Origin of the sequence: Collinsella sp. CLA-ER-H5, from assembly GCF_040092375.1 — a bacterium.
Taxonomy (GTDB): Bacteria; Actinomycetota; Coriobacteriia; order Coriobacteriales; family Coriobacteriaceae; genus Collinsella.
This window is the reverse complement of the sequence record NZ_JBBNLR010000006.1, coordinates 63,365-81,817: the sequence shown is the minus strand read 5'-3', so window position 1 is coordinate 81,817 and position 18,453 is coordinate 63,365. Positions and strand designations below refer to the sequence as shown.

Sequence of the window (18,453 nt, the reverse complement as noted above, 5' to 3'; positions counted from 1 at the left end):
GCGGCAATGGAAAAGCTCGATGTTGTGAATGCGGCGCTTGCCGCCCTGCGTGCTGGCGAGACGTGCGAGCTCGTGGTCGTGGCCGGCACGGCGGGGTCGTCGCCGCGCGGCGTGGGCGCCTGGATGGCCGTCTTTGCCGACGGCAGCCAGGCGGGCACTATCGGCGGCGGCAAGATTGAGCTCTTTGCGCTGGATGAGGCGCGCGAACTCCTGAGCGCGGGACAGTCGCGTCTGGTCCGCTACACCATGGGCGGCGAGAACTCCGATACCGGCATGATCTGCGGCGGAGCCATTTGCCTGTGCTATCTGCATCTGGATGCGACCCAGGCACCGTTGTTCCAGGAAATTGCCGACGTCTTGGTCTATCGGCGCATCGGCGACTTCGTCATCGACTTTGAGCCGTTTATCGCGAGCGCGCTCGAGGGCGATGTGGCCGAGTACCATGGCGAGGCATCGCGCCATACCATTGCGGGCTGCCCCGGGCTTTCACTGGTGGAGGAGGGGGGTAACGTCACCTACACTAACGCCGCCTCCGAGATTCCCGCGGCGCACGTCGAGACGCTCTGCCCCGAGGGCCTGACCTACATCTTTGGCTGCGGACACGTGGGCGCCGCGACGGCGCGCGTGCTCACGGCGGCGGGCTTTGCCGTCGTGGCCTGCGATGACCGCCCCGGCACGTTGACGCCCGAATGGGTGCCCGGTGTCTACGATCGTCGCCTGGTCGATTACAAGAACCTGAGCGAGCTGTGTCCCATCGGTCCGCGCGACTTGGTGGTCGTCGCCACGGCGGGTCACAAGTCCGATATCGACGTGGTGATTCAGGCCATGCGTGCCAAGCCTGCCTACCTGGGCTGTCTGGGTTCGCGCCGCAAGACGGCCTTTGTGCGCGCCCGCCTGGAGCAGGAAGGCTTTACGCAGGACCAGATCGACGAGCTGCACCTTCCGATCGGCGTTGCCATCGAGGCCGAGGACCCCGAGGAGATCGCCATCTCCATCGCCGCCGAGATGATCCACCTGCGCCGCACCAAACTCGTCCCCCGCAAGCGCTAATCGCATCCCCACCAATAAGTTGCGGTGAAATACGGATTGTTTAAGCCTGTTAGGCCGCCAAACAGTCCCTATTTCACCGCAACAGCTTTTTGGGACCCATTTGTGCGGGGGAGTTGTGGAGTTGTGCAGGCAGACGAGGTTTTTCTGGAAATACACTCCCGATGCGCGTATAGTACCGATTGTTTTGTCGGCTCCTGCTGTGTCGAGTCCAAACCGCAAAATGCCATGAGCGGCGCGGATGCAGCCAGGAGGCACGAGGACAACCCATCGTGGCCACGCCCCGTGCTTAAAACCCCAAGAAGGAGTGAACAATGGCAGAAGAGAAGTATGTGCCGCGTCTGAAGACCAAGTACAACAACGAGGTCAAGCAGCGGCTTCAGGACAAGTTCCAGTACGAGAACGTCATGATGATCCCCAAGTTTGAGAAGATTGTCGTGAACATGGGTGTCGGCGAGGCCGCTACCGATTCCAAGGCCATCGACGGTGCCGTGCGCGACCTGCGCGCCATCACCGGCCAGCAGCCGATGATCACCCGTGCCCGCAAGTCCATCGCTACCTTCCGCCTGCGCGCTGGTATGCCGATCGGCTGCAAGGTTACCCTGCGTGGCGACCGTATGTGGGAGTTCTTCGATCGTCTGACCTCCGTCGCGATCCCCCGTATCCGCGACTTCCGCGGCATCTCCGCCAAGAGCTTCGACGGCCGTGGTAACTTCTCCATGGGCGTCACCGAGCAGCTCATCTTCCCCGAGATCGACTTCGACTCCGTCGATCACCAGCGCGGTATGGACATCACTTTCGTGACCACCGCCAATACCGATGAGGAGGCCAAGGCCCTTCTGGACGCCTTCGGTTTCCCGTTCAAGAAATAGGTTCACCTGCCCTATAAGCGCCGTTCCCACAAGGGGGCGGCGCTTGGGGCGAACAATACTCTATGTGAGGAGGATATAAGTGGCTAAGACATCGATGATCGTCAAGTGCAATCGCAAGCAGAAGTTCTCTACTCGTGAGTACACGCGCTGCCAGCGCTGCGGCCGTCCGCACTCTGTGTACCGCAAGTTCGGCCTGTGCCGTGTCTGCTTCCGCGAGCTTGCACTCAAGGGCGAGCTTCCCGGCGTTAAGAAGGCCAGCTGGTAAGTCACTACCAGCGTTTCAAGCATCAGTTTGGAACAGGGAAAACGCGCTAAAAAGGCTTTGCCGTTAAGGGCGGCGAAGAACCAAGAGCGCGTGTTCATCAAGAACGAAGGAGAATCTGTATGAACCTTACAGACCCGATCGCAGATATGCTTACGCGCATCCGTAACGCTAACTCTGTGAACAAGGCCACGGTCTCCATGCCGAGCAGCAAGAAGCTCGTCGAGATCGCTCGTGTTCTGCACGAGGAGGGCTACATCGAGGGCTACGATGTCGAGGACACCGTTCCCCAGAAGACTCTGCACATCACGCTTAAGTATGGTCCCAAGAAGGCTAAGGTCATCAACGGCATCCGCCGCATTTCCAAGCCGGGCCTGCGTAAGTACACCGGCGTTGCCGACATGCCCCGCGTCCGCGGTGGCCTTGGTACCGCCATTATTTCCACCAGCCATGGCGTCATGACCGACCGCGATGCTCGCAAGCACAACGTCGGCGGCGAGATCATCGCTTACGTCTGGTAATTCGCTCGGTAGGTAGAAGGAAAGGAGATCACCGTGTCTCGTATCGGTAATAAGCCTGTCCAGATTCCCGCCGGAGTCGAAGTGGCAGTCAACGGCAACAACGTTGTCGTCAAGGGCCCCAAGGGCCAGCTCGAGCTCGATGTCTTTGAGAAGCTCGCTATCAACGTCGAGGACAACGTCCTCACCGTTTCCCGTCCCGACGACGAGCGTGAGACCCGTGCCCGCCACGGCCTCACCCGCGCCCTCATCCACAACATGGTTGTTGGCGTTTCCGAGGGCTTCGAGAAGAAGCTCGAGCTCGCCGGCGTCGGTTACCGCGTGCAGCAGAAGGGCAAGAACCTCGAGTTCTCCCTGGGCTTCTCGCACCCCGTGATCGTCGAGGCTCCCGAGGGCATCACCTTCGAGGTTCCCGACAACACCCACGTGAACGTCAAGGGTATCAACAAGCAGCAGGTCGGTCAGATCGCCGCTGAGATCCGCGGCCATCGTCCTCCCGAGCCTTACAAGGGCAAGGGTATCCACTACGTTGGCGAGCACATCCGCCGCAAGCTGGGTAAGGCCGCCAAGTAGTCGTAACCGACTCACTCGCATAAGACCAGCACCCCGTCAGGTGCTGGCAAGATCAACCTTTTTAGGAGTTTACGTATGAACAAGCATAAGGCGAAGCTGGAAGGCCTCAAGCGTCGTCAGCGTCGTGTTCGCGGCAAGGTCTCGGGTACCTCCGAGCGTCCGCGTCTTCGCGTGACCCGTACTAACGCCAACATCTATGCCCAGATCATCGACGACAGCAAGGGCTCCAGCCTGACGCTCGTCTCTGCCTCGACCCTCGAGGCCGAGTTCAAGGGCACCCACACCTCGAACAAGGAGGCTGCGGAGAAGGTCGGTCAGCTCGTTGGCAAGCGCGCCATCGAGGCCGGCATCACCAAGGTCGCCTTCGATCGCGGTGGCCGTATCTACCATGGCCGCGTCAAGGCCCTCGCCGACGGTGCTCGTGCCGCCGGTCTCGAGTTCTAGGAGGTATGTAGCACATGGCTCGTAATCAGAAGCAGCAGCGCGAGGCCTCCGAGTTCGAGGAGCGCGTCGTTTACATCAACCGCGTGTCGAAGACCGTCAAGGGTGGTCGTCGCATGAGCCTCGTCGCTCTCGTCGTCGTTGGCGACGGCAAGGGCAACGTCGGCGTTGGCATGGGCAAGTCCGCTGAGGTGCCCATGGCCATCTCCAAGGCGTCTCTCGATGCCAAGAAGAACATGTTCCACGTGCCGGTGACCGAGCAGGGCACCATCCCGCACGAGGTTCTCGGCCACTTTGGTGCCGGCCGCATCATCATCAAGCCCGCTGTCGAGGGTACCGGCGTTATCGCCGGCGGCGCTGTGCGTCCCCTCTTTGAGCTTGCTGGCATCAAGAACGTCCTGTCCAAGTCCCTCGGTACCGACAACGGCCTCAACATCATCAAGGCTGCCGTCGAGGGCCTCAAGGAGCTCTCCAGCCCTGAGGACGTCGCGGCTCGCCGTGGCCTGACGGTCTCCGAGATGTTCGTCGGTAAGGAGAACTAAGCATGGCTGACACCATCAAGATCAAGCAGGTCCGCAGCACCAATGGTTGCAAGCAGGACCAGGTCCGTACTGTCCGTGCCCTCGGTCTCCACAGGATCCGCGAGGTTCGCGAGATTGCTGACAACGAGTCCGTCCGCGGCATGATCTTCAAGGTCAAGCACCTTGTCGAGATTGTAGAGGAGTAGCAAATGCAGCTTCACGATCTTACTCCCGCGCCCGGTTCCACCAAGAACCGTAAGCGCGTCGGCTGTGGCAATTCTTCGGGTCACGGCACCACTTCTGGCCGCGGCCAGAAGGGCCAGGGTTCCCGCTCTGGCGGCACCAAGGGTGCCGGCTTCGAGGGTGGCCAGACTCCGCTGGCTATGCGCCTGCCCAAGCTTCCGGGCTTCCGCAACCCCCGTCGTATCGAGTACACCGCCGTTAACGTTGAGCGTCTCGAGCGTAAGTTCGAGGACGGCGCTGTGATCGACGGTGCCGCTCTTAAGGCCGCTCGCATCACCAAGAGCGAGTTCGAGCCCGTCAAGGTGCTCGGCAATGGTGAGCTCACCAAGAAGTTCACGGTCAAGGTCGACAAGGTCAGCGCTTCTGCGCAGGCCAAGATCGAGGCCGCCGGCGGAAAGGTCGAGCTGCCGTGCTAAATGGTCTTAAGAATGCTTTCCGCATCAAAGAATTGCGCGAAAAGATTCTTTTTACCATAGCTATGCTCGTCGTGTACCGCATTGGTGCGCACGTTCCTGTGCCCGGCATTCCCTTCCAGGGGATGCTGGGCCTTTTCTCGACCGATAACAATTCGGTCGCCGCAGGTGCTATGGCCCTCCTGAATCTTTTCTCTGGCGGCGCGTTGAGCTATGTGTCGGTGTTTTCGCTGGGCATCATGCCTTACATCACCAGCTCGATCATCCTCCAGATGCTCCAGGCCGTTGTGCCTTCCCTGCATGAGCTTGCCCGCGAGGGCGAGGTCGGTCAGACCAAGATCACGCAGTATTCGCGTTACCTCACCCTGGCTCTGGCAATCCTCAACTCCGTGGGTTACCTCTTCCTCTTTAAGAGCTTCGGCATCAGCTTCAATGGCGCCGGCGCTCCCGAGATCATCTTCGACCTCATGATCGTCGGCACGCTCACTGCGGGCGCCATGCTGATCATGTGGATTGGTGAGCTCATCACCCAGCGCGGTATCGGCAATGGCATGTCGCTGATCATCTTCGCGAACATCATGGCCGGTCTGCCGCAGGCTATCTTCTCCAGCACCGAGGGCAATGCCGGTTGCATCATCACCATGGTGATCATCTGCGCCATCATCCTGCTGGTTATCCCGTTGATTGTTTTCCTTGAGCGCGGCCAGCGCCGCATCCCGGTCTCCTACGCTAAGCGCGTCGTGGGCCGTCGCATGATGGGTGGCCAGACCACCTACCTGCCCATCAAGGTCAACACCGCGGGTGTCGTGCCGATCATCTTCGCTTCGGCGCTGCTGTACTTCCCGGCTCAGATTGCCGTGTTCTTCCCCGGCATCGGCTGGATCCAGGCAGTTGCCTCTGCGCTTTCGCGCGGCTGGCTCAACTGGGTGCTTAACGTTGTCCTCATCGTGTTTTTCGCGTACTTCTACACGTCCATGGTGTTCAACCCCGATGACACGGCCGACAACCTTAAGAAGCAGGGCGGCTTTATTCCGGGCGTGCGTCCGGGTAGGGCTACCGCGGCCTACATCAAGAACGCGCTCAACAAGATTACGCTTCCCAGCGCTGTCTTTTTGGCGCTCATCGCCATCGTGCCTTCGATCATCTTCTCCTTTACGGGTAACCAGCTAATCCAGGCATTTGGCGGCACGTCCATCCTCATCATGGTCGGCGTCGTGCTCGACACGGTCGATAAGCTCGAAGGCCAGATCAAGATGTATGATTACGATGGATTCTTTAAATAGGCTAGAGGAGGATTGCTCATGAACCTCGTATTGCTCGGAGCTCCGGGTGCCGGTAAGGGTACCGTCGCACAGGAGCTCGTCGCCGAGTTTGGCGTCGCTCACATTTCCACGGGCGACCTGCTGCGTGCTGCCGTCAAGGGTGGCACCGAGCTTGGTATTCAGGCTAAGAAGTACATGGACGCTGGCGAGCTCGTCCCCGATCAGCTCGTGATCGACCTTGTCAAGGAGCGCCTTGCCGCCGATGACGCCCAGCAGGGCTTCATCCTCGACGGCTTCCCGCGCAACACCGCCCAGGCCGTGACGCTCGATTCCGAGCTCTCCGCCATGGGTCGCGAGATCGACTGCGCCCTTCTGGTCGATGTGGCCCCCGAGGTCATTATCGATCGTCTGTCTTCGCGTCGCACCTGCCGCGCCTGCGGTTACACCGGCACCGCTGCCGATGCTACCTGCCCCAAGTGTGGCGGCGAGATGTATCAGCGCGACGACGACAAGCCCGAGACCATCAAGAACCGTCTCGACGTCTACGAGAAGTCCACGAGCCCGCTCGTCGACTACTATCGTGGCCAGGGTCTGCTCAAGTCGGTCAACGGTGACCAGGCTCGCGAGACCGTGTACGGGGATGTCAAAGAGGCTCTCGGTCTATGATCAAGATTAAGTCTGCAACGCAAATCGAGCAGATGAAGAAGGCAGGAGCGCTATCTAAGATGGCGCTCCGCCACGTTGGAGCCATGGTGCGCCCCGGCGTTTCGACTTTTGAGCTCGATCAGCTCGCGGAGCAGATTATCCGCATGCATGGTGGCACCCCAGCCTTTAAGGGTTACGGCGGGTTTCCCGGAACCATTTGCGCATCGATTAACGATGCCGTGGTACACGGTATTCCCAACCCCGACATGATCCTGCGCGATGGCGATATCATCTCCATCGATACGGGAGCCGTTGTCGACGGTTGGGTCGGCGATAACGCTTGGACGTTTTTCGTCGGCACCCCCACGCCCGAAGCCAAGGCTTTGTGCGAGATCACGCGCGATTGCCTTAAGGCTGCCATCGAGCAGGCTGTTCCCGGTAACCATATCGGGGACGTCGGTTATGCCGTTCAGTCCCTCGCCGAGTCTCACGGTTACGGCGTGCTTCGCGATTATGTGGGCCATGGCATTGGCCGCGCGATGCACGAGGACCCCAACGTTCCTAACTATGGAAAGAAGGGGAGGGGCGTTCGCCTCCAGGCCGGCATGGTCATTGCCATCGAGCCGATGGTTACGATGGGTTCCAACCATGTGAGCACGGGCTCCGACGGTTGGATCGTCACGACCAACGACCACCTGCCCGCCGCGCACTACGAGAACACCGTCGCCATTACCAATGACGGCCCGGTGATTCTCACCACGGATGCGCAAGGTGCTTGGTGTTCGCTCCAAGGCGGAGAAATGTAAAAGTCGCCGCCTCCTGATGCCCAACCTCGCCTTTCAATTTCGAAGGCATGACCCCAAGGTCTATGCCTTCTCATTTCAAGGCGATCTTGGGCATCAGGGAACGGCTTTGTTTTACATTTCAAATGTAACAAGTTCCACTTAGTTGTGGAGCCATTACGAAGTTATTACGATGCGTACATACGTGTTGTAGAATACTCAATCGCTGTCGTTTTCTAGAGAAAGATGATTGCTTGTGAAGAAGGAAGACGCAATTGAGCTCGAGGGTACGGTAAAAGAGCCGCTGCCCAACGCCATGTTTAAGGTCGAGCTCGAGAACGGTCATTCGGTTCTGTGCAACATTTCTGGCAAGATCCGAATGAATTACATCCGCATTCTCCCCGGTGACAGGGTTGTCGTGGAGCTTTCCCCGTACGACCTGACCCGCGGCCGCATCACCTATCGCTATAAATAGCGGCACGCATACACGCTCTTTTCCGACTGCAGGCTTAGCTCAACCTACGGTCGGTTTGCGTGTGAAGACCAGCCATAGTTTTAAACGCCTGCGGCTGGGCGAGTAGATAGTAGGGAAGTAGTTTGAGCGCTACCGAAAGGAAGAACGATGAAGGTACGTCCTTCGGTCAAGAAGATGTGCGATAAGTGCAAAATCATTAGGCGCCATGGCAAGGTCCTCGTCATTTGCGAGAATCCCCGTCATAAGCAGCGTCAGGGTTAAGAGAGGAGACTACGTTGGCCCGTATTAATGGTGTCGACCTCCCGCGTGAGAAGCGCGTTGAGATCGGTCTGACCTACATTTACGGCATCGGCCGCACCACTGCGACGAAGATTTGCGTCGAGTGCAACGTTAACGTGGATACGCGCGTTAAGGACCTCACCGAGGATGAGGTTAACGCCATCCGCGATTATATCGATAAGAACCAGATCATGGTTGAGGGCGACCTCCGCCGTGAGCGCAACCAGAACGTCAAGCGCCTTATGGACATCGGCTGCAACCGCGGCCTTCGTCACCGCAAGGGCCTCCCGGTCCGCGGCCAGCGCACCCACACTAACGCTCGTACCCGCAAGGGTCCGAAGCGTCAGATCGGTGCTAAGAAGAAGAAATAAGGAGCGCTAGATAGATGGCTACTGCTAAGAAGAACGTTCGCGCTGCCCGTCTGAAGCGCGCGGACCGTAAGAACATTTCCGTGGGCCAGGCTCACATTCGTTCTACGTTCAACAACACTATCGTTTCGATCACCGATCCCCAGGGCAACGTCATTTCCTGGAAGTCGGCTGGCCAGGTGGGCTTCAAGGGCTCCCGTAAGTCCACGCCGTTCGCTGCCCAGATGGCTGCCGAGGCTGCTGCCAAGCAGGCCATGGAGCACGGTATGAAGAAGGTTTCCGTCTTCGTCAAGGGCCCCGGCTCCGGTCGTGAGACCGCCATCCGCTCCCTCCAGGCTGCTGGCCTCGAGGTCTCGAGCATCCAGGACAAGACCCCCATTCCGCACAACGGCTGCCGCCCCAAGAAGCGTCGCCGCGTGTAACTGAAAGGATCGTATCAATATGGCAATCGACAGGACTCCTGTTCTTAAGCGCTGCCGTCAGCTCGGGATCGATCCCGCTGAGCTCGGTTACAGCAGCAAGAAGGAATCTATCCGTCAGCCCAAGCGCCGTCGCAAGGAATCTGAGTACGGCATGCAGCTGCGCGAGAAGCAGAAGGTCAAGTTCATCTATGGCGTTCTGGAGAAGCAGTTCCACGGCTACTTCAACAAGGCCCGTAAGATGAACGGCGTCACCGGTGAGAACCTCATGATCATTCTTGAGTCTCGCCTCGACAACGTCGTCTTCCGTCTTGGCTTCGCCCGCACCCGCAAAGAGGCTCGTCAGTCCGTCCGTCACGGTCACTTCACCGTGAACGGCAAGCGCGTGGACATCCCGTCCTACCGCGTCAAGGCCGGCGACGTCGTCGCTGTCGGCGAGAAGTTCCGTGACCTCCTCCCCATCAAGGAGGCTCTGATTTCCTCCGAGCGCTTTGAGGTCCCTGGCTGGCTCGAGGTCGATATCGAGAAGCTGTCTGGTAACGTGCTCGCTCTGCCGACGCGTGAGCAGATCAGCGGTGATATCAACGAGCAGCTCATCGTCGAGCTCTACTCTAAGTAGTCCATCCGGGCTGCTGAGGCTGGAGGTAATACATGTCAGAATTCATTAGGCCTCAGGTTCAGGTCGAAGAGATCAACGAGACGTCTGCTCGTGTCTCCGTCGAGCCGCTCGAGCGTGGCTACGGCGATACGCTGGGTAACTCCCTTCGTCGCGTTCTTCTGTCCTCGCTCGAGGGTGCCGCCGTCGAGGCTATTCAGATCGATGGTGCGCAGCACGAGTTCATGACCATCCCTAACATGGTCGAGGATGTCACCGACATCGTCCTGAATGTCAAGGGTCTTGTCTTCAGGGCTCTCGGCACGACCGACGAGGCGACCGCCACCATTTCGGTTGACGGCCCCTGCGAGGTCACCGGTGCGGACTTCTTTATTCCGTCCGAGTTTGAGCTGGTCAACCCCGAGCAGCACATCGCTACGCTCACCGAGGGTGGCCATCTCACCATGAGCATGCGCATCGGCTATGGCCGCGGCTATGTTTCTGGCGAGGCCAACAAGCGCGATAACGATCCCATCGGTGTGATCCACGTCGACTCGCTGTACTCGCCGGTTTCCCGTTGCGCCAAGCTCGTTGAGGCTTGCCGTGTCGGTCAGCACACCGACTACGACCGCCTTGTCCTCGAGATCGAGACCAACGGCTCCATCGCCCCGCGCGACGCCGTGGTCCAGGCTGCCAATATCATTAACCAGCATATGGCTGCCTTTATGAACCTTGCCGAGACCCCCGAGGTCGAGGAGGAGGCTTCGATCTTCGCTCCCGAGGTCACCAACGACAACGCTGAGCTGGACAAGCAAATCGAGGATCTGGACCTTTCCGTCCGTTCTTACAACTGCCTTAAGCGCGCCAGCATTCACTCGGTCCGTCAGCTCGTTGAGTTCTCGGAGAACGATCTGCTCAACATCCGTAACTTCGGTGTTAAGTCGATCGAGGAAGTGAAGGACAAGCTTGAGTCCATGGGCCTGAGCCTGAAGGCTTAATGCTTCGCATATTTGAGGAGAAACTAGACCATGCGTCATAACGTTAAGAAGGGCCTGAAGCTCGGCACCGATGCGAGCCACACCAAGGCCATGAAGAAGAGCCTTGCTAAGGCCCTCTTCGAGAACGACCGCATCAAGACCACCGAGACCCGCGCTAAGGCGCTGCGTTCGGTCGTCGATCCGATCATCACCTGGGCCAAGAAGGGCGACCTGCACTCTCGTCGTCTGGCTATCGCCAAGCTCGGCGATAAGCAGCTCGTTGCCGAGATCTTCGACAAGGCTGCTCAGGGCATGTGGCAGGACCGCAACGGCGGTTACACCCGCATCATGAAGCTCGGTAACCGCAAGGGCGACAACGCTCCCATCGTTATCATGGAGCTCGTCACCGAGCCTTGCACGCCTAAGGCTAAGAAGGCTGCTCCGGCCCCCAAGAAGGCCGCTGCTCCCAAGAAGGTCGAGGCTGCCGAGGAGGCTCCTGCTGAGGAGACCGCTGAGTAGACAATCCGTCTGCATAGGCTATATTCGAGGGGTACGTTCGCGTGCCCCTCTTTTTTTGTCGCGATACCGTTGCTTGTTTGTTGGGAGCGCCCATGACTGCGCCGTCTGATTTCAATTCGATTTCCGAGCTTGACGCCACGCTCGTATTTCGCGTGGCCTATGATGGCTCGTCGTATAGCGGATTTGCCGAGCAGCCGGGACAGACGACGGTTGCGGGTGAGCTACGTCGAGCTATTGAGACGCTCCTGCGCCGTCCGATCGACCTGACGTGTGCGGGACGTACCGATGCCGGCGTGCATGCGGTGGCACAGTTTATCAGCGTGCCCGTAACGGACGCTGAGTTGGCTTTGACGCGCCGTAGGTGGCTGAGGGCTATGGATGCCCTCCTGCCCAAAGATATCGCCATAAACGAGGTCTACAAGGCCCGTAAAGGCTTTTCTGCACGCTTTGATGCGCGTTCCCGTACGTATACGTACCGTATTGCCGATCGCGACGCGCGCCCTGTGCTTTCGCGCGGTGCGGTGTGGTGGCATCGCTACCCATTGGATGTTGAGGCGATGTCTGCGGCCTGTCCCGCGCTGCTGGGCGAGCAGGACTTCAAGAGCTTTTGCAAGGTGGCGTCTGCCGTGGGCAAGCCCACGCACCGCTGCGTGATGCGTGCCGAGTTTGGCCATGAGGTTGCGTTTGGCGAGGACATCCTGACGTTTACCATCGAGGGCAATGCGTTTCTGCATTCGATGGTCCGCACGATCGTGGGCACGCTTGTCGAGATTGGCATGCATCGCCGTGAACCCGAGTGGATGCGCGAGGTCATCGATGCTTGCGACCGTACCGCTGCGGGCCCCACGGCTCCTGCCTGCGGCCTTACGTTTATGGGCGTGGATTACGATCCCGCCGAGCTTGTCGTGCTCGACTAGGGGAGGGCTCGGCGCGTCGTGCGTCGGCACCTGTCATCTGTGGGCTGCGCGTGTGCAACATCTGTTCTTGGCGTGCAATACAACCGGTGTCTCATTGCTTTTATTGCCGGGGTGTACCATGAACGACAGTTTGATTCACTGCTGTCGAGAGGACGGATAACTTGGTTCGACGTGTCTCGCATCCGCGACTTTCGGTGATCCTTGTGGTAGAAGGTTCGCCCAGCTATGCGATGCGTGCGCTCGAGAGTATCCAGAACCAAGACCTCTACGATTTGCAGATTGTCGTTGTCTGCCGCGATGCTGCGCCCGGTGTGCGCCATTCGCTTCAAGTTGCTGCCGACAGGGACATCCATATTGATTTGATTGACGTCGAGGACGCGAAGCGCGGCGCTTGTCTTCGTGCCGGTTTTGCTGCCTCGCGCGGCTCTCAAATCATCGCTATGAACGCCGATGAGTGGTTTGCTCCGCAGTCCCTTTCCAAGATGGTCAATATCGCGTGCGATACTACGGCAGACATAGTGCTCCCCACGGTGTCGCTCGACCGCTATGATGCACATCGAGAGCGCCATTCGCGCGTCTTGGATGCTGCTCATATTTCCATTGATAGCAAATCTTCGATGGTGGCCGGGCTGCCTCAGTTGATTTTAGGCGGCCTAGTCGTTCAGACCTCTGGTGTGATGTACAGCCGCTCGCTGTTTGAGGCATGCCTTTTGTGCGACAAGGTGTTTCGCACAGTTGGGTTTATGGCATGCGCGCTTTCGCAGACACGATGCGTGTCCGGCTGCGGCGATGCTTGTTTCCACACGGCGGCACCTAAACTTACAGATGCCTTTGATCCCACCATGTATGCCAAGGTATCCGATGACACTCGAGCGCTCGACGAGCTTGCGGACTCACTCTCGGAAGCAGACAGCGGTGGTCGGCTCAAGCTGGCAAGCCAAAAGTTCTACTTTGCCGGACTGGTCGCCTGCATCGAGAATTTGTGTCTGAGCCCGCATGGGGTGTCGTCAATCGAGCGTTCCGCCCGCATGCGTGATATGCTCGATGCGCCTCGAACCCGTCAGATGGTCGCCGCGCTCAAGGATAACCATCGGGGGCTCGGTCTGTTGTTTGGGCCGATCGCCAGCGCCAAGCCCGCGCGCTGCGTGATGTGTACGCATCTGGCAGCTTTTCTTAACCGGACGGGCGCAAAAACCGCCTAAACGGCTCATTTCGAAACAAACTTGCATAGAATTGTTTCGAAATGCGTTCTTATACACAAAAGCCTTCAAATAGCGTTAAACTATTCAATCACTGATTGATTGTCTCCGCCATCTTTTGGAGAGAGGGTTTGTATGGCTAAAAAACGCAATGGGCGCCAGGATGCCATTAGAGATATTGTGCGCAATAAGGACGTCCGCACGCAGCGCGTGCTGGTCGATGAGCTCCGCGCTATGGGCTTTGATTGCACGCAGGCGACTGTCTCTCGCGATATTGCCGACATGGGGCTGCGTAAGCTCCCTGAGGGCATCTATGTTCTGGCAGAGGACCTGCACCTGCAGCGTATGGTTTCCGAGCTTGTAACGGGCGTTCTGCGTACCGATAATCTGGTTATGATCAAGGCTCAGCCTGGCACGGCTTCCGGCATCGCCGCCGCCGTTGATGCGGCAGAGTTGCCCGATGTGCTTGGCTCGCTTGCCGGCAACGATACGATTTTGGTTATTGCCCAGACGGCCGAGGACGGCGAGCGTCTTGAGGCGCTGATCAATAAGCTGAGCAATTCTCGCAAGTAGGCGTGCGGGTCGTGCGCTCGGCACTGTGCGCGTGACATGGTGGCTTGTAAGGGGTATCGACGTTGGTCGGTACCCCCCCCTTTTTTTGTTTGCCGGTATAAAGACCGTCCACCAGGTCACTTTAAATTAAAAGGCCCCCGAGCACTTTAATAAGCTGCTCGGGGGCCTTGTTGCTTATGGCCGGATGATTTCTAGCCGACCGTATCGTCAGGCGTGGGCGAGGGGTCGGGAGTAGGCGTAGGCGTAGGCGTAGGCGTGCCGCCATCGCCGCCGGTCGAACCACCAGTTGAGCCGCCCGTCGAGCCACCGGTCGTACCGGTGCCGCCGGTGGTGTCGCCACCCGTGGTCTCGGTGGTCGTGGTCGTCGTGGTAGTCGTTGTGGTAGTTTCCTCTTCGTCCTCGTTCTCGTCCTTGTCGTCGTTCTCCGTCTTCTTGGCGTTGTTGGTGCCGTAGAACTTCCAGACGCTGTTGTTCTTGTAGGTGGGCGCCGTTCCGGTCGCAAACTCCTCGCGCTCGGTACCGGTCAGAACGGTGTTCATAAACCGCTTAAAGACAGGCAGGTTGGTGCTGTCGCCCAGCAGGTCCGTGCCGTATTTTTGGATGGGGATCTCACCTGCGGAATAGCCGGTCCACAGGGCGCACGCCAGCTGCGGGGTATAGCCGCAGAACCACAGGTTGGTGGTGTTGTCGGTGGTGCCCGTTTTGCCGGCATAGGGCTGGTTGACGCTCAAGGCGCCGGCAGCACCCGTACCGCTGCCCTGCATGACGCCGGACAGAACATCGGTGACCGCGGCGGCCTCGCCCTCGGTAAGCACCTGTGAGGGATTGTCCGTGTGCTGGTACAGCACCGAACCGGTACGAGAGTCAATCTCGGTGATGGCGATCGGCTGGCGATAGTAGCCGCCGTTGGCAAACGTCGCGTAGGCGGCGGCCATCTCGAGCGGCGAGATCGAGCCGGTGCCGAGCGTCATGACGGGAACGTCCTCGATGTTGTCCTTGGCGGGATCGATGCCGAGCTTTTTGACGAGCGAGATGATCTTGCTGTTGCCGACGGCTTCCGCCACCTGGATGTAGCCGGTGTTGGAGGAGTATGCCGTCGCCTGCTTAAGCGTGATGTTGCCATAGCTATGGTTGGCGTAGTTTTGGACCTCGGTCGTGGTGCCCTTGGCCTTGAGCGGCGAGTTGCAGTTGAGGGTGACGTTGGGGTTCATGCCGTTTTGGATGGCAGTTGCCAGCGTAAAGGCCTTAAAGGTGGAGCCGACGGGACGCTTGGCCGTGGCATGGTTTACGTGGTTCTCGTCGGCGTTGTAGTCATAGCCGCCCACCATGCACTTGATGTAGCCGGTCTTGGGGTCGACGACGACCATGCCCATGTCCAGGCCGTCGAGCGAGAGCGTGTCGAGCTGCTCGCGGACGGCATTCTCTGCCACCTGCTGCATCGTGGGGTCGATGGTGGTCTTGACGGTCAAGCCGCCCTTAAAGAGCACGTCGGTCGAGAACTCCTGCTCCAGCAGCTGCTTAACATAGGCGACAAAGTAGGGCTGCGAGTATACGTCGACGCCGCTGCCCGAGATTTCGGTCACGTTGAGGGTGATGGGCTCGGCCTGTGCGGCATCGTGCTCCTCCTGCGTGATGTGGCCCAGGCGCAACATGTTGTCAAGGACCTTGTTGCGACGGGACAGCGCCAGGTCGGGGTTGACCGTGGGGTCGTACTGCGAGGGCGAGTTGGGAAGGCCGATCAACAGTGCGGCCTCGCTCAGGGTGAGGTCGGCGGCGCTCTTGGACAGATAGGTCTCGGCTGCGGCCTCGATGCCGTAGGCGCCGTGGCCGTAGTAGATGGTGTTGAGGTACATCATGAGGATCTCGTCTTTGGAGTACATGTCCTCCATCTTGACGGCGATGTAGGCCTCGCGCACTTTACGCTCGATGGTCGAGTCGAACTGCTCCTCCTGCAGGATGGTGTTGCGCACCAGCTGCTGGGTGATAGTCGAGGCGCCTTCGTGACCGCCGCCGAGGGTTGCCACCGCAGCGCGCGCGATACCCCACAGGTCGATACCGCCGTGCTCGTAGAAGCGCTCGTCCTCGACGTCAACGGTGCCCTGCAGCACGTAGGGGGAGACCTCGTCCTTGGTGATGGACTTGCGGTTTTGCGTGTAGAAGCTTGCGATCTTGTTGCCGTTGCAGTCGACGATCTCGGTGGGCTCGCTCACCAGATACGCGTTGGCGTCGGTGTAGTCGGGCAGATCGGACAGCCAGCGGTTGACGTTGCCGACCATGCCGATGCCAAATGCCACGCCCGCGATAAGCAAAAAGCCCAAAAACGAGAGCAGGATTATGGGCAGAGCATGCGTCTTTGAACGGCTGCGTCCCTGTCGTTGGCGAGGACCCATATATTGACCTCCAGGTATGTCGTGCCGGACGGTGGATGTGCCGTCGGGGCAGGATGGACATAAGTTATTACACGATAAACCAAACGGGGCGCGCGAGGCCTCGTGTATGCTGGAAGATGGCATTTTTCAGAGTGAATGCATACCTTGGTAAGGAGTTTGTCGATGGCGATTCGGGCGATGAGGCCGAGCGGACAACACGAGACTGGATTGGATGCTGTCGGTGCGGCGCTGCCCGAGCTGCTGGCGCCGGCGGGCGGACTCGACCAGATGCTTGCGGCCATCGCCGCGGGCGCCGATGCCATCTATGCGGGGTTGGGCGGCTTTAACGCCCGTGTGAGTGCGCACGGTTTTAGCGATAACGAGTTTGCGCGCGGCTGCGCCGTGGCGCATGCCCATGGCGTGCGTGTGTACGTGACGCTCAACGTGTTCGTGTTTGACGATGAGTTGTCCGACGCGGTGGCGTTGGGAGCTCATGCACTGGAGCTGGGCGCCGATGCTCTGATTGTCGCCGATGCCGGGTTGGCCTGCGCGCTGCGCGCGGCGATTCCCGGGGTCGAGATTCACCTGTCCACGCAGGCGGGCGTTCATAGCGAAGGCGCCGTGCGGCTTGCCGCCGATGAGCTGGGGGTCGAGCGCGTGACGACGGCACGCGAGCTGACGGTCGACGAGATTGCGGCGCTATGTGCCACGGGCGTGCCCATCGAGGTATTCTGCCACGGTGCGATTTGCATCGGCTATTCGGGGGCGTGCGAGTTCTCGGCCCTGCGGCGTGGGCGCTCGGCGATGCGCGGCGACTGCACACAGCCGTGCCGTCTGGCGTACGACTTAGTGGACGAGGCGGGGCAGAGTGTTGTTGCTGTCGAAGGGGACCGTCTGCTTTGTCCGCGTGACTATCTGGGTATTGCGCATCTGCCCGAGCTTGTAGATGTCGGGGTGGCGTCGCTCAAGATCGAGGGGCGCATGAAGAACCCCGATTACGTATTCAATGTGGTGCGGGTGTGGCGCCGGGCACTCGATATACTGTGCGACGGCGCGTGGGACCCCGGTGCCGTGGAAGAGCTTGAGCGCGAGCTGGGAAGGTCGTTTAACCGTGGGTTTACCGATGCGTACCTGCGAGGGCGTTCGGGTGCCGAGCTGATGAGCTTTGAGCGCGCAATTAACCAGGGCGTGCGCGTGGGGCGCTTGGTCGCTGTGGGCCACGAAGAGGTGACCGTTGAGCTCGATGCCGCCGTGGCGGCGGGTGACACGCTCGAGATTCGGTTCTATCCGGGTGCCGACGCGCGTCCCGATGTGCCCAAGCGCTGGCCGCAGGTGCCTTGCCCGGTGGATGCCGCAGCGGGGAAGCGCGTCGTCGTGCATTGCAAGCGTAAGGTGGACACGGGCTGCGAGGTGTACCTGATTCGCAGTGCCGGCGTGTTGGATCAGACGGCGGCGGTGTTGGAGCGCATGCGGGCCGAGGCGAATGCGATTGCGCCCGTTGCGCGTGCTGTTGAGGTGCTGCCCTTTGAGGACGTTGCGGTGGATGGCGGTGCGTCGACGGAGTTGGTGGAGCGCGCGGTTCCCGCTCGCATGGTTTTTGCTTGGCAGCTGATGGATGACGACCCGCGCGGAGAACTCGATTTGTCCGACGCCGTTGTGGTGCTTGACGAGGCGTGCCGCACGGGTGACGTTGACCGGACCCGCTCACTGATGCAGCGTGCCGGGCGCGTCGTCTGCCGCAACCTGGGACAGGTGGTGATCGCTCGCGAGCTGGGCGTGACGTTTGACGTGGCGGCGCCGGTGTTCTGCGCGAATCGGGCCACGCTTGCCTGGCTGCGGGGCCTTGGGGCGGGGCGGGTATACTTGCCTGCCGAGTTGCTCAGCAATGATAAGGGACGTATTGCCGAGCTGGCTGCTGAACCCGGCGTCTTGGGTCCGGTCGACGCTGACCGTCCCGAGCTTATGGTGTGCGAGCACTGCCTACTGACCGCCGAGGGCGTCTGCACCACCGATGCGACGGGGCAGGTCAGTTGTCGCGACTGCTTGCGTCGTCGGCAGGTGCGCTATCTGGTCGAGCGTGACGGTACACGTCTGCCAGTTGCCATCGACGCGTGCGGCAGGACGAGGATTTTCCTGTCGTAGGTGCCGCGTCGCGTCAGTTTGTTATCATAAGAGAGTTTATGG

At 59.8% G+C, this 18,453-nt stretch carries 24 protein-coding genes; 23 read left to right on the top strand and 1 reads right to left on the bottom strand.

The window, feature by feature from the left end:
- Positions 1 to 6: 6 nt before the first annotated feature.
- From AAAX31_RS03790 to AAAX31_RS03685, 22 genes are all read left to right on the top strand, one after another.
- Positions 7 to 1,050, top strand: a complete 1,044-nt coding sequence (locus AAAX31_RS03790; protein ID WP_349076207.1) for an XdhC family protein — start codon at positions 7 to 9, stop codon at positions 1,048 to 1,050.
- A 311-nt stretch (positions 1,051 to 1,361) separates the two neighbouring features.
- On the top strand, positions 1,362 to 1,919 hold the full coding sequence (rplE, locus tag AAAX31_RS03785) for a 50S ribosomal protein L5 (RefSeq protein ID WP_349076206.1): 558 nt from the start codon (positions 1,362 to 1,364) through the stop codon (positions 1,917 to 1,919).
- A gap of 79 nt (positions 1,920 to 1,998) precedes the next feature.
- The gene (locus AAAX31_RS03780) at positions 1,999 to 2,184 is read left to right on the top strand and encodes a type Z 30S ribosomal protein S14 (RefSeq protein ID WP_022094280.1); all 186 of its coding nucleotides are present in this window, start codon (positions 1,999 to 2,001) and stop codon (positions 2,182 to 2,184) included.
- A gap of 119 nt (positions 2,185 to 2,303) precedes the next feature.
- Positions 2,304 to 2,702 carry a 30S ribosomal protein S8 gene (gene rpsH / locus AAAX31_RS03775; protein ID WP_006235262.1) on the top strand — a complete coding sequence of 133 codons (399 nt, stop codon included), beginning with the start codon at positions 2,304 to 2,306 and terminating at the stop codon, positions 2,700 to 2,702.
- A 33-nt stretch (positions 2,703 to 2,735) separates the two neighbouring features.
- The gene (gene rplF, locus AAAX31_RS03770; RefSeq protein WP_006235263.1) at positions 2,736 to 3,272 is read left to right on the top strand and encodes a 50S ribosomal protein L6; all 537 of its coding nucleotides are present in this window, start codon (positions 2,736 to 2,738) and stop codon (positions 3,270 to 3,272) included.
- Between the two features lie 75 nt (positions 3,273 to 3,347).
- Positions 3,348 to 3,716 (top strand): 50S ribosomal protein L18, encoded by a 369-nt coding sequence (rplR, locus tag AAAX31_RS03765; RefSeq protein WP_006235264.1) that lies wholly within the window; start codon positions 3,348 to 3,350, stop codon positions 3,714 to 3,716.
- Positions 3,717 to 3,730: 14 nt separating this feature from the next.
- Positions 3,731 to 4,255 carry a 30S ribosomal protein S5 gene (rpsE, locus tag AAAX31_RS03760; RefSeq protein ID WP_006235265.1) on the top strand — a complete coding sequence of 175 codons (525 nt, stop codon included), beginning with the start codon at positions 3,731 to 3,733 and terminating at the stop codon, positions 4,253 to 4,255.
- 2 nt (positions 4,256 to 4,257) lie between these two features.
- On the top strand, positions 4,258 to 4,440 hold the full coding sequence (rpmD, locus tag AAAX31_RS03755) for a 50S ribosomal protein L30 (protein WP_006235266.1): 183 nt from the start codon (positions 4,258 to 4,260) through the stop codon (positions 4,438 to 4,440).
- Between the two features lie 3 nt (positions 4,441 to 4,443).
- Entirely contained in the window at positions 4,444 to 4,893 is a 450-nt protein-coding gene (gene rplO / locus AAAX31_RS03750; RefSeq protein WP_349076205.1) for a 50S ribosomal protein L15, read from the top strand.
- Positions 4,887 to 6,173, top strand: coding sequence for a preprotein translocase subunit SecY (gene secY / locus AAAX31_RS03745; protein WP_349076204.1), 1,287 nt, complete (start codon positions 4,887 to 4,889; stop codon positions 6,171 to 6,173). Before rplO ends, secY begins: the two co-directional genes overlap by 7 nt.
- An 18-nt stretch (positions 6,174 to 6,191) precedes the next feature.
- Positions 6,192 to 6,818 carry an adenylate kinase gene (locus tag AAAX31_RS03740; protein WP_006235269.1) on the top strand — a complete coding sequence of 209 codons (627 nt, stop codon included), beginning with the start codon at positions 6,192 to 6,194 and terminating at the stop codon, positions 6,816 to 6,818.
- Positions 6,815 to 7,603, top strand: a complete 789-nt coding sequence (gene map, locus AAAX31_RS03735; RefSeq protein ID WP_349076202.1) for a type I methionyl aminopeptidase — start codon at positions 6,815 to 6,817, stop codon at positions 7,601 to 7,603. Before AAAX31_RS03740 ends, map begins: the two co-directional genes overlap by 4 nt.
- 232 nt (positions 7,604 to 7,835) lie before the next feature.
- Positions 7,836 to 8,054: a translation initiation factor IF-1 gene (gene infA, locus AAAX31_RS03730; protein WP_035137443.1), complete on the top strand. Its 219-nt coding sequence runs from the start codon at positions 7,836 to 7,838 to the stop codon at positions 8,052 to 8,054.
- A gap of 147 nt (positions 8,055 to 8,201) precedes the next feature.
- Positions 8,202 to 8,315, top strand: a complete 114-nt coding sequence (rpmJ, locus tag AAAX31_RS03725; RefSeq protein WP_006363204.1) for a 50S ribosomal protein L36 — start codon at positions 8,202 to 8,204, stop codon at positions 8,313 to 8,315.
- A gap of 14 nt (positions 8,316 to 8,329) precedes the next feature.
- Complete coding sequence (gene rpsM / locus AAAX31_RS03720; protein ID WP_022094275.1) at positions 8,330 to 8,704, top strand: 30S ribosomal protein S13; 375 nt, start codon at positions 8,330 to 8,332, stop codon at positions 8,702 to 8,704.
- Positions 8,705 to 8,718: 14 nt separating this feature from the next.
- Positions 8,719 to 9,123 (top strand): 30S ribosomal protein S11, encoded by a 405-nt coding sequence (rpsK, locus tag AAAX31_RS03715; protein ID WP_006235274.1) that lies wholly within the window; start codon positions 8,719 to 8,721, stop codon positions 9,121 to 9,123.
- A 19-nt stretch (positions 9,124 to 9,142) separates the two neighbouring features.
- Positions 9,143 to 9,739 (top strand): 30S ribosomal protein S4, encoded by a 597-nt coding sequence (gene rpsD, locus AAAX31_RS03710; RefSeq protein ID WP_006235275.1) that lies wholly within the window; start codon positions 9,143 to 9,145, stop codon positions 9,737 to 9,739.
- 32 nt (positions 9,740 to 9,771) lie between these two features.
- Complete coding sequence (locus tag AAAX31_RS03705) at positions 9,772 to 10,713, top strand: DNA-directed RNA polymerase subunit alpha (RefSeq protein WP_006235276.1); 942 nt, start codon at positions 9,772 to 9,774, stop codon at positions 10,711 to 10,713.
- Between the two features lie 30 nt (positions 10,714 to 10,743).
- The gene (rplQ, locus tag AAAX31_RS03700) at positions 10,744 to 11,211 is read left to right on the top strand and encodes a 50S ribosomal protein L17 (RefSeq protein ID WP_055287451.1); all 468 of its coding nucleotides are present in this window, start codon (positions 10,744 to 10,746) and stop codon (positions 11,209 to 11,211) included.
- 92 nt (positions 11,212 to 11,303) lie between these two features.
- Positions 11,304 to 12,128: a tRNA pseudouridine(38-40) synthase TruA gene (gene truA, locus AAAX31_RS03695; protein WP_195620968.1), complete on the top strand. Its 825-nt coding sequence runs from the start codon at positions 11,304 to 11,306 to the stop codon at positions 12,126 to 12,128.
- Positions 12,129 to 12,289: 161 nt separating this feature from the next.
- Positions 12,290 to 13,330, top strand: coding sequence for a glycosyltransferase (locus AAAX31_RS03690; RefSeq protein ID WP_349076201.1), 1,041 nt, complete (start codon positions 12,290 to 12,292; stop codon positions 13,328 to 13,330).
- A 132-nt stretch (positions 13,331 to 13,462) separates the two neighbouring features.
- Positions 13,463 to 13,900, top strand: a complete 438-nt coding sequence (locus AAAX31_RS03685; protein ID WP_006235280.1) for an ArgR family transcriptional regulator — start codon at positions 13,463 to 13,465, stop codon at positions 13,898 to 13,900.
- A 191-nt stretch (positions 13,901 to 14,091) separates the two neighbouring features.
- Here the strand turns inward: AAAX31_RS03685 and AAAX31_RS03680 are convergent, their stop codons facing one another.
- Positions 14,092 to 16,290 (bottom strand): PBP1A family penicillin-binding protein, encoded by a 2,199-nt coding sequence (locus tag AAAX31_RS03680; RefSeq protein WP_349074848.1) that lies wholly within the window; start codon positions 16,288 to 16,290, stop codon positions 14,092 to 14,094.
- A gap of 162 nt (positions 16,291 to 16,452) precedes the next feature.
- On the opposite strand from AAAX31_RS03680, the gene AAAX31_RS03675 reads away from it, so the two are divergent.
- Positions 16,453 to 18,411 (top strand): U32 family peptidase, encoded by a 1,959-nt coding sequence (locus AAAX31_RS03675; RefSeq protein WP_349076200.1) that lies wholly within the window; start codon positions 16,453 to 16,455, stop codon positions 18,409 to 18,411.
- The last annotated feature ends 42 nt before the right edge of the window (positions 18,412 to 18,453 follow it).

Coding starts and splice junctions, on each gene's coding strand:
- AAAX31_RS03680 (WP_349074848.1), bottom strand. CDS start 16,290: ATGGGTCCTCGCCAACGACAGGGACGCAGCCGTTCAAAGACGCATGCT.
- rpsD (WP_006235275.1), top strand. CDS start 9,143: ATGGCAATCGACAGGACTCCTGTTCTTAAGCGCTGCCGTCAGCTCGGG.
- map (WP_349076202.1), top strand. CDS start 6,815: ATGATCAAGATTAAGTCTGCAACGCAAATCGAGCAGATGAAGAAGGCA.
- rplQ (WP_055287451.1), top strand. CDS start 10,744: ATGCGTCATAACGTTAAGAAGGGCCTGAAGCTCGGCACCGATGCGAGC.
- AAAX31_RS03685 (WP_006235280.1), top strand. CDS start 13,463: ATGGCTAAAAAACGCAATGGGCGCCAGGATGCCATTAGAGATATTGTG.
- truA (WP_195620968.1), top strand. CDS start 11,304: ATGACTGCGCCGTCTGATTTCAATTCGATTTCCGAGCTTGACGCCACG.
- rpsK (WP_006235274.1), top strand. CDS start 8,719: ATGGCTACTGCTAAGAAGAACGTTCGCGCTGCCCGTCTGAAGCGCGCG.
- rplO (WP_349076205.1), top strand. CDS start 4,444: ATGCAGCTTCACGATCTTACTCCCGCGCCCGGTTCCACCAAGAACCGT.
- rpmJ (WP_006363204.1), top strand. CDS start 8,202: ATGAAGGTACGTCCTTCGGTCAAGAAGATGTGCGATAAGTGCAAAATC.
- AAAX31_RS03790 (WP_349076207.1), top strand. CDS start 7: ATGGAAAAGCTCGATGTTGTGAATGCGGCGCTTGCCGCCCTGCGTGCT.
- rpsH (WP_006235262.1), top strand. CDS start 2,304: ATGAACCTTACAGACCCGATCGCAGATATGCTTACGCGCATCCGTAAC.
- AAAX31_RS03705 (WP_006235276.1), top strand. CDS start 9,772: ATGTCAGAATTCATTAGGCCTCAGGTTCAGGTCGAAGAGATCAACGAG.
- rplE (WP_349076206.1), top strand. CDS start 1,362: ATGGCAGAAGAGAAGTATGTGCCGCGTCTGAAGACCAAGTACAACAAC.
- rplR (WP_006235264.1), top strand. CDS start 3,348: ATGAACAAGCATAAGGCGAAGCTGGAAGGCCTCAAGCGTCGTCAGCGT.
- rpmD (WP_006235266.1), top strand. CDS start 4,258: ATGGCTGACACCATCAAGATCAAGCAGGTCCGCAGCACCAATGGTTGC.
- AAAX31_RS03740 (WP_006235269.1), top strand. CDS start 6,192: ATGAACCTCGTATTGCTCGGAGCTCCGGGTGCCGGTAAGGGTACCGTC.
- AAAX31_RS03675 (WP_349076200.1), top strand. CDS start 16,453: ATGGCGATTCGGGCGATGAGGCCGAGCGGACAACACGAGACTGGATTG.
- rpsE (WP_006235265.1), top strand. CDS start 3,731: ATGGCTCGTAATCAGAAGCAGCAGCGCGAGGCCTCCGAGTTCGAGGAG.